This window comes from Paenibacillus sp. ov031, from assembly GCF_900143165.1.
GTDB lineage: Bacteria > Bacillota > Bacilli > Paenibacillales > Paenibacillaceae > Paenibacillus > Paenibacillus marchantiae.
In genome coordinates, this window is sequence record NZ_FRDO01000009.1 from 234,998 (window position 1) to 244,778 (window position 9,781).

General features: G+C 45.7%; 7 protein-coding genes and 1 tRNA gene. All 8 read right to left on the reverse strand.

Annotated elements, in window-relative coordinates:
- Nucleotides 1-119: 119 nt before the first annotated feature.
- On the reverse strand, nucleotides 120-302 hold the full coding sequence (locus BUA17_RS27885; protein WP_063567047.1) for a hypothetical protein: 183 nt from the start codon (nucleotides 300-302) through the stop codon (nucleotides 120-122).
- 315 nt (nucleotides 303-617) lie between these two features.
- Nucleotides 618-1,958, reverse strand: a complete 1,341-nt coding sequence (gene glmM / locus BUA17_RS27890) for a phosphoglucosamine mutase (protein WP_072735628.1) — start codon at nucleotides 1,956-1,958, stop codon at nucleotides 618-620.
- A 74-nt stretch (nucleotides 1,959-2,032) separates the two neighbouring features.
- Complete coding sequence (locus BUA17_RS27895) at nucleotides 2,033-3,514, reverse strand: CdaR family protein (protein ID WP_072735629.1); 1,482 nt, start codon at nucleotides 3,512-3,514, stop codon at nucleotides 2,033-2,035.
- Nucleotides 3,507-4,346 carry a diadenylate cyclase CdaA gene (cdaA, locus tag BUA17_RS27900; protein WP_063567044.1) on the reverse strand — a complete coding sequence of 280 codons (840 nt, stop codon included), beginning with the start codon at nucleotides 4,344-4,346 and terminating at the stop codon, nucleotides 3,507-3,509. Before cdaA ends, BUA17_RS27895 begins: the two co-directional genes overlap by 8 nt.
- Nucleotides 4,347-4,771: 425 nt before the next feature.
- The gene (locus tag BUA17_RS27905) at nucleotides 4,772-5,386 is read right to left on the reverse strand and encodes a zf-HC2 domain-containing protein (RefSeq protein ID WP_063567043.1); all 615 of its coding nucleotides are present in this window, start codon (nucleotides 5,384-5,386) and stop codon (nucleotides 4,772-4,774) included.
- 134 nt (nucleotides 5,387-5,520) lie between these two features.
- Nucleotides 5,521-6,087, reverse strand: coding sequence for an RNA polymerase sigma factor SigW (gene sigW / locus BUA17_RS27910; RefSeq protein WP_017692117.1), 567 nt, complete (start codon nucleotides 6,085-6,087; stop codon nucleotides 5,521-5,523).
- Between the two features lie 254 nt (nucleotides 6,088-6,341).
- Entirely contained in the window at nucleotides 6,342-9,134 is a 2,793-nt protein-coding gene (gene ppc / locus BUA17_RS27915) for a phosphoenolpyruvate carboxylase (RefSeq protein WP_064640681.1), read from the reverse strand.
- A 575-nt stretch (nucleotides 9,135-9,709) separates the two neighbouring features.
- Nucleotides 9,710-9,780, reverse strand: a tRNA-Gly gene (locus tag BUA17_RS27920).
- Nucleotide 9,781: the final 1 nt, after the last annotated feature.

Here is a 9,781-nt window from a genome sequence, read left to right on the forward strand (position 1 = left end):
TGATCAGAGCAGCCTCTTGCCGCTCCGCAGTCATAAGCTGTTATTAGATGCAATCATGAATGTACATCATTTTCCCGTCCGCGCACTGTTCACGCTCTTCGCGCACATTCATTTGAATTTTAGTTGAATCTTGCACCTACCGGCGCGTTGTGTGGACAGTCACCCATCCATTTTCCGCAATCCGGTTCACGGCTCTGGTGCATCACCGGGAGGTCCCCGCCGAACAATCCGAACACCTCCACCTCGTCAGCTTGATTGCCGTCGATCTTGCTCAGTAGCATCTTCATTATTTCAAGATTCATACCGATCAAAATCCTTCCCGCGCATCTTCAAGCTCTGGCGCTTGTGTAACTAGTACCTTACGATCCTCACTTTCTGTGTCTGAATGACGACTCCACTCATTATATGCACGTCAGGTTCATTTTGCAATGGAGCAAAGTACCTGTGACAATTTCGGCATATTTACCCACAATCCCGACCGGTTAAACAGACCCATGGTCTCACTAGGCCGGGACGTAGGAATATGGGTTTGTATGGCATAAACCCTGTTAGATTAAACCTTATGAGACAGTGATTCCCTTGATACAACCGTGTTTGGAAGGCCTATAGATCAGGTCCTATACCAGTTCTTTTTGCACAACATCTGCAATTTGAGATACGAATTGTTCAAGTTCATCCTTATCTGGTCCTTCCGCCATAACGCGGATCAAGGATTCAGTCCCGGACGCACGAACGAGTACACGTCCATTATCACCCAGATGCTGCTCGACTGTAGCAATAGCTTGCTCAATCGCCGAATTGCCCTCGTATTTGCTCTTATCTTCAACGCGAACGTTCACCAATACTTGTGGATACTGGGTCATCAGCGCCTTAAGTTCACTCAGTTTTTTACCGGAAGTTTTCATCGTGTCCACGAGCTGAATCGCTGTCAGCATGCCGTCGCCTGTTGTATTGTAATCCAGGAAAATAACATGACCGGACTGCTCTCCACCCAGGTTATAACCCCCACGGCGCATTTCTTCCATCACATAACGGTCACCCACGGCAGTCTTTGCTGTTTTCAGTGCCAGTTTCTCCGTTGCTTTGTAGAATCCGATGTTACTCATTACGGTAGATACCACGGTACTGTCTTTCAGCTTGCCTGCACGATTCATCGCATCACCACAGATGCACAGAATGAAGTCACCATCAACCTCAGCGCCTGTCTCATCAATAGCAATCAGTCGATCCGCATCCCCGTCAAAAGCAAGGCCCAGATCCGCATTATGTTTCAGCACCTCTTGTTTCAAATGCTCCGGGTGAGTTGATCCGCATTGCTCATTGATATTCAGGCCGTTAGGCTCAGCACCAATGGCAATGACTTCTGCACCAAGTTCTCTGAATAATTTGGGTGCCAGCTCATAAGCTGCTCCATTAGCACAGTCCAGAACAATTTTGAGTCCTGAGAACGATTCATTTACCGTTGTTTTCAGGTAGTCCAAATAGCGATAACGGGATTCTTCATCCACAATTACGGTTCCCAAACCACCACCCACAGGGCGCGGCAATTGATCCGTATCTGCATCCATCAATTCTTCGATCCGGTTCTCCGTCTCATCCGACAGTTTGAAGCCATCTCCCCCAAAAAATTTGATTCCGTTATCCTCAACCGGATTGTGGGAAGCCGAGATCATTACCCCTGCATCGGCTTTCAGCAGACGAGCAATATACGCCACTCCAGGAGTGGATACAACGCCCAGACGAATTACATCGGCGCCAATGGACAGCAAACCTGCAACCAGTGCGGATTCCAGCATAAGCCCCGAGATTCGGGTATCCATACCGATAACCACTTTTGGTCTTTCCACACCACCAGCAAGTACATAACCACCACAACGTCCGATGCTGTAAGCCAGCTCCGCCGTTAACTCTTTATTGGCAACACCTCTTACGCCGTCTGTACCAAAATATTTCCCCATGATCTAACTCCTTCTATTCGCATCATATAAGAGCATAAACGTTATTTTTAAAATTCTGTACTGAACATTTTCTTTTACGGATTGGAGCCACTATTACTGCTACCACTGTTATTGGAGTTACCTCGACTGGTATTCCCCTGCTGGCTCTGCTCCTGATTGTCCGTATTCGATTCTGTTTCTTCTTCTCCAGGAGCAGTTTCGGTATCCCCATTCTCGACTTCGGCTGGTGAAGGATCAGGCCCCACCGTCCCTTCATCATTCGGATCTTCGCCAGGAGCAACCGTCGTATCATCAGACTTTTCGCTAATTTTGACGGTAGCGCTCAGATCAACTGATGATTCATCCAGTTTGGCAAACCGAGGCAAGTCAGCCTCAAGCTTTATTTCATGCGTACCTACCGCAAGTCCAGCAAGATCCGCAGTCAACTTGATATCATCGCTACTTAGACCTTCAAGCATCGTTGAAGAACCTCTAAGCGTAATATTCAAGCCGCCACTTTTGGGAGTAACCAGTGTCCCTTCCAGCCCGTTCCCCTCGCCAGTAAGCGTAATGGGTACGTTCGGAAAGACTTTGGTCGTCTCCTGAAGCTCATCATAAGGCGATACCGTCACCTTAAGCTGAATCGAACTAGGCTCGATTTTCTCAAAACCGGGCGGCGGCGTCAAGTCCACGTTAACTGTCGACGTCCCTGCCTCATCGAACTGAGTAAGATCAAGGGTTACTTGGTCGTAGGACTGTATACCCGCAAGCGCATCCTCTGTTCCGTAAACCGAGACTTCTTTCACGCTTGGCTCAACCGTGGAGAGCACCATTCCCTCCGGCAACTGTCCCGAATATTTGATTCTTAAGGGCACAGTTGTATAGGGCTGACTGACAGGAATACGGACTTCTACGGTTTCTGGTGTAACAATCGCATTTTCAATGACCTTGCCTTCGGCATCATATGCCTGAAGCTTCACTTTTTTCTGCGTCACGTCTTCCTTCGCATCCTTCACGCTCACACTGCCCTGAACCTTCTCTACGGCGTCAAGCTGCCCTTCCGGCAGAGTTACCTTAACTGGACCTGAAGGTTCAACAACGGGCGTTCCAGCGTTATATCCGGCGGATGGTTCTCCTTCGGGTACAATATTCACATCAAAGGATTTGGTGCCCAATTTTTCCACGTTGACCGTAACCATGGAAGGCTCCATGCTGACTACCTCAACCCCGGAAGGCAGATCAGGCACCAATGGCAGTGTATTGGACCCATCCTTCACCTGACTAAGATCCACTAGCACTTTATAATCATCATTTGTAAAAATCGAAGTTAACATCGAACGCTGCCCTTTAATCTCCAGACGGACCTCATCCGTACTTAATGAAGTAAGTACATAGGAGTTGCTGTCGAGTCCATAAGGCTGAACAGGCACAGTGCGCTCCACAACCTTATTCGTTGTCCCGGTCGAGATCGTTGGCGTAGTTGGTACTTCATCCAGATGTATCATGAACCAGAGCAACAAACTCACCGCTAAAGCGAGAATCTTGGCAAAATTGTTGTTATTGAACCATTTATCCATTTTTACGTCCCCCCTTCCGTTTCCAGAAGGTAGTCCAACCATTCTTTTTAGTCAGATTGGATGTTGGACGCAGTTCTTCGTACAGTTTGGCAATCAGCGATTCTTCCTTAATATCACGAACAACCTGTCCATTCATCGCAAGCGACACTTGTCCTGTCTCCTCCGAAACAACCAAACAGATCGCATCCGCAACCTCGGTAATCCCGATTGCTGCACGGTGACGCGTTCCTAGCTCTTTGCTAATAAACGGATTCTCGGACAAAGGCAAATAACAGGCTGCCGCCGAAATCTGTTTGCCCTGTATAATGACGGCTCCATCATGGAGCGGTGTATTCGGAATAAAAATGTTAATCATCAGCTCTGAGCTGACCAGAGATTGCATCTGGATCCCGGACTCTGTGTAATCGTTCAGACCCGTTTCCCGTTCGAATACAACCAGTGCACCAATTTTACGTCGTGACAAATAATTTACTGACTTAATAATCTCACCAATTAACACCGTTAATTCTTCATCACTTGCTGCTGCCGAGCGTCCAAACAGTTTGCCTCGACCCAATTGCTCCAGACCACGGCGCAGTTCCGGTTGGAAGATAATAAAGACCGCAACGACACCAAACGTAAACATCTGGTTCATTAGCCATTTGAGCGTATAGAGGTTTAGCCACGTACTTAGTGCCCAGATCACTACAAGGAACAGAATACCTTTAAGCAGCTGAACCGCACGGGTACCCCGCACAAGCAAAATCAATTTGTACATAATATAGGTAACGATCAATATATCGATAACGTCCTTAATGGACTCTTTCCACGTTAAGTCAGCAAAATAGTTCATAAGCCAGCCCCCGCTATCCCCATTGATGAGTAAACCCTGCTCTCATATTAACCCATTAGGATTTAATTAATCCTTTTCTCGCATTTGCAAAATCCATTCAAGCTCACTCTCAGGTACAAAAGTTGGCCAGGAAGGAGCACTCTGATCCAACTAACGTATAGACGAATAGAATTATTTCGATCTATATTTTGCTGATTGGAAGACGCTCTTTAGATTTATGCAAAAAGCTTATCTATATGTAGTAGTATGTTCTCTTTAGTATCTAGGTTATAACGTTAACGTTCAGGTTGCAAGTTACGGGAGTCACAAACTGCGCAGAAACAACACAAATCCCATAAATTACAAAGTCATTAGATAAAAAAAGAGTACCCCAGCAATCTGGAGGTACCCTGCTTGGTATATACCATTGAAGAATCTACCCTGATTTAGCGGTAAGCCACTTCATTTACCATATTGGTTATTTTGTACCAGAACCAGTCCAGCGCCTGATCAATACTTTTCACCTGACCGGAAATATGTGCCGTTGAAGCCTGATACAACTGTCCGTCGATGACCGTCAGATTGCCATTTACATCACCGTATACCTGAGCAGTTCCATTCTCTATCGTAAGATCGCCAGCAATGGACTTGCCCTCCGGAACAATAACCGTGTTTCCTTCAATCACGATCTGGTCCAGATTATTTCCCTTAACGACCATTTCGTTATTCTGATTCCAGAAATTCCAGGCGCTAAAGAGCATCACGACCAAAAAGAAGGCTGCCGCCGTCAGCGCGGGATGTCCTTTGACCCATTTGAGCCATATTTGCTGTCTCTTGGGCTGGGGCAGAGCATTCATAATTCGATTGGTCAGCTCATCCGAGGCAGACGGTGAATAGTGTTTCATGGCAAAGAGTAGCATTTCCGTCTGTTCCAACTCTTTAAAGCGCATGCGACAATCCGGACAGGTCACAAGGTGACTTTTCAGTTCAACCTTCTGGGCCGGGGACAACGACTCATCCAAACATTCATGCATTAAAGAGACGGCCGAGTTGCAATCCATATGAGAGCCAATCCTTTCTTAGATCACTTAGTCCTTGCATCGCCAAAAGCACGCATAAGACTTGCATACATTACATACGTATCCGTTTCGGATATGTTTCAAATAAATTCGCCCAAATAAAAGACGTTTTACATTTACAACTTATACTCCAGTTTTTTACGCAAAAAATCACGCCCACGATGAACACGAGTCTTAATCGTTGTTACGGGCATACCTGTCACATCACTGATTTCCTGTAGCGACAAGTCCTGTAAATATCTCAAAATCATGACTGATTTATACTTGGCCGGCAAACTGTCAATCGCTTCACGGATTAGTGTCTGTGTTTCAGACAAAAGTGCTTCGCTCTCTGGTGTACGATCATCGCTTGGAAGCATCGCATAACCATCAGACCCTTCCTGATCATTCAGTTCTGCATCCAATGAATAAGAAGGTTTCTTCCGCCGTAAGCGGTCAATACACAGATTGGTTGCAATCCGGTATATCCAGGTTGAGAACTTCTGGTTCGGATCATACTTCTCCATATTGCGAAACACACGCAAAAACGTCTCCTGTACAACGTCTTCGGCTTCATGACGATTGTTCAGCATCCGGTATGCCAGATGAAACAGCTTGTCCTTGTATAATTCAACGATTTCTGCAAAGGCCCGCTGGTCACCCTTCAGTACCAGCTTAACAAGCCTGTTCTCCAAATTGTCCACCCTTATTCCCCCAGACATGCTGATGGGTCTTCCGCCTTCTGATACCCGTCCACACTTGTAATTCACCAATCAAATCGTAAATCAACTTTGGTCAAAAATCAAGACTGTGCCGGAAAATATCCGCCAAAAACAGTAAAAACGGGAACTCCCGAAGGAGTCCCGTTTCATCTCTCACTCAAGCTGAGGAAAGAATTAAGCTTTTACTATCTATACGGCTGGAAAATTCACTTCATATATTTTAAGCAGATTAACGATCAACCCGTATTCCGAAGTCCTGCTGCAATGCCGTTAATCGTAAGCAACACTTCACGCAGTAACTCTGTGTCATCCTCGCCACGCTCACGCATATCTCTGAGCTCACTCAGTAGTTGGACCTGCATGTAGGACAAAGGATCGACATACGGATTACGAAGTCGGATCGACTCTTGAATCACCGGTACATCATCCAGAATTTCAGCTTCTCCGGTAATTTTCAGAATCAGCTCTTTGGTGAGCTTGAATTCCGATTCAATCTGACCATAGATGCGATCACGTGCTTCCTCATTGGAAGTCATAGCCGAGTATTCCTTCGCAATGACTAGATCCGCTTTGGCAACAGCCATCTGCACCGTATCAATTAGTGTACGGAAGAATGGGAAGTTTTCATACATTTCTTTCAGGACAACCAGATTTTCTTCTTTATCCTGATAGTAACTTTGAAGTCCCGTTCCTGCCGCATACCATGCGGGAAGCAGATAACGACTTTGGGTCCAGGCAAATACCCAAGGGATCGCTCTAAGATCCTCGAACTTGTCGCTGTTTTTCCTTTTGGATGGACGTGAACCAATATTCAGTTCCCCAACCTCAGGTAGCGGTGTCGATTCCTTGAAGAAAGTAAAGAAGTCTGGATCACGGAAAATGAGATCCTGGTATTTCGTCAGAGATACTTCGGAAATATCTTTGATGATGCTGTCCCACTGACGCTCTGATTCCGACTCTTGCGGCTCCAGACCGTTTAGTGCAGCTGTAATCAAAGCCGATGTAGCCTGCTCAAGACTGCGGTATGCAATGCCCTGAAGGGAATAACGGGAAGAGATAACCTCACCCTGCTCTGTAATCTTGATTCCTCCACCAATGGTGTGTGGTGGTTGAGCAAGAATACTGCGGTTGAGAGGCATGCCTCCACGTCCGAGCGCCCCACCTCTACCATGGAAGAACTTCAGCTTAACGCCGTGTTTATTACCAACAGCAGTGATAGCATTCATCGCCACGCGCAACTCCCAGTTGGCTGTAACCACTCCGCCATCCTTGTTGCTGTCCGAGTAACCCAACATGATTTCATGCAGTTCATTCCGTCCACTCACACTTGCGCGATATACCGGAAGGTTGAACAGCTTCTCCATAATTTCCGAAGCGGCATGAAGATCATCAATCGTTTCAAACAATGGAACCGCTTGAAGCGTAGATACCACTTCACCGTTATGTTCTTTGCGGAACAAACCTACTTCTTTAGCAAATACCATAACCTCAAGCAGGTCACTTGCCCCTTGGGTCATACTAATCAGATAGCTTGTGATACAACCGGCCCCAAACTCGCTCTGAGCACGCTTGATCGTACGGAATACGTCCAGACACTCTTTGGTCCCCTCTGTGTATTGGTGATAAGGGGAAGTCAACGGACGAGGATCATCCAGCAAACGAGCCAGTAAATCGATTTTGCCATCTTCCGTCAAACGAGCATAATCTTCTACGATGTTCATCTTGGCCAAAATCTCTGACATCGCATTTTCATGCTCTTTGCTGTGCTGACGCACATCCAATGCAGCTGTATGGAAACCGAACAACTCCACTTGACGAATCATTTTGCGAATGGTCGTATCCGCTACATAGTCTGCAAAGTGATGACGCAGGCTGCGATCGATAATCATCAGATCATCCATCAGTCCTTGAGCGCTGTCATAGCGATCAGGCTGTCCTACTTTGTTCTCATCCAGGACATTGTTCAGCTTGGCAATCATATATGCCAATTTAATACGATATGGCTCTTTTTCATTCCGCCACATATCCACTTTTTTCAATGTTACACAACTACGGTCTTGCTCAATCGACTGTACCAGCTCATCCGATACGTGGATGATGTTCGTACTGAAGCTGAGATGTCCCATAAGTTCAATCATAATCCGTTGATACTCACGTAAAGCGAGCTTACGCTGCATCAACAGTGTCTGCCATGTTACATCTGAAGTTACCGAAGGATTTCCATCCCGGTCTCCACCGATCCAGGAACCGAACCGCAAATACGTCGGCACATGCCAGTCATGGTCAGGATAAAATTTATTCAGGCAGCGTTCAAGCTCCTGGTATACATCCGGAAGTACATGGAACAACGTTTCATGAAAGTAATACATTCCGTTCCGTACTTCATCAAGCACAGTCGGTTTACGGTCACGAAGCTCATCAGTCTGCCATAGTGTAATGACTTCGTTCAGCAGCTTCTCCCGCAACTGTTCACGTTCACGCAACGTCAGCGTAGGATTATCAAGTGACATGACATCTTCGGATATCCGTTTGTGGATGTCCAGTATAACCCGACGCATGGCTTCGGTCGGATGAGCTGTCATCACCAATTCCAGCGATAACTCGTCTAGAATATCCTCTACTTCCGTGTGAGACAGTCCGCGTTCCTTCAGATCTTGTACTGCTTTTTCAATCGATCCTGGCTGCACAGCGTCCCCTGCAGAACGTTCATAATCCCGTTTACGCCGGATCCGATGGTTTTGTTCAGCAATGTTAACTAATTGAAAATAAATCGCAAAAGCTCGAATCACCTGATGGCGATTTTCCGAGTCTAATTCCTGGATCATCGTTTTGAACTCTGCATAAAGTTCTGGCAAGAACTCTGCACGCAACGATTTGCTCGTTTCCCGAATCTTCTCAACGATATCTAGAAGCTCCGTGCCTCCTTGATGGACAAGAACTTCTCCGAGTATATTGCCCAGGAACCGCACGTCTCGCCGAAGCAGGTTGTTGGATTGGCTTTTGCTGGCGGTTACCATAGTTTCAGTCATGCTTATCCTCCCATCTGATCGTTCCATTCGTACACGTAAATTTGACACCTTCATAACATCATACAATAAAATGGTACGAAAATCTTTATTTTTCTACTAGTAAAAAAGGGGATTTACCCTGATTTACAGCACAAAAACACGCTTTATTATTCATTTTCTTGTTCTGCTTCGATTAATGGTCAAATGCTGTCGCATGATACCTTTTTCACGTACTTTTCATTACTCGAATAACTCATACCTATTCTAAATTTTTCATAAATATACAGTTAGACTGGGAATGTTTGTTGTACCTGAATCGATTCGTATCTGCATGATTTCCATTGTTACAAACCAGACGAAACATAAAGAAACATGACCGGCAAAGCAAGCTTTTGTATACTTTATCACAGTGACGCAATAAATTAAAGAGTGTATTTATAATTTTTTGATTCTTTTAGCAGAATTTAATGAAGGAGTTCGGAGGTATTCTTTCACTTAACAAACGAATATAGAGGAGATTGGTATTATTAATGAGGTGTTGTTTCTATAAAAAAAACAAAAGCCTCTGTATACAGAGGCTTTCTAATGAAACATGAAGCGGGTGATGGGAATCGAACCCACGCTATTAGCTTGGAAGGCTAAAGTTCTACCATTGAACTACACCCGCA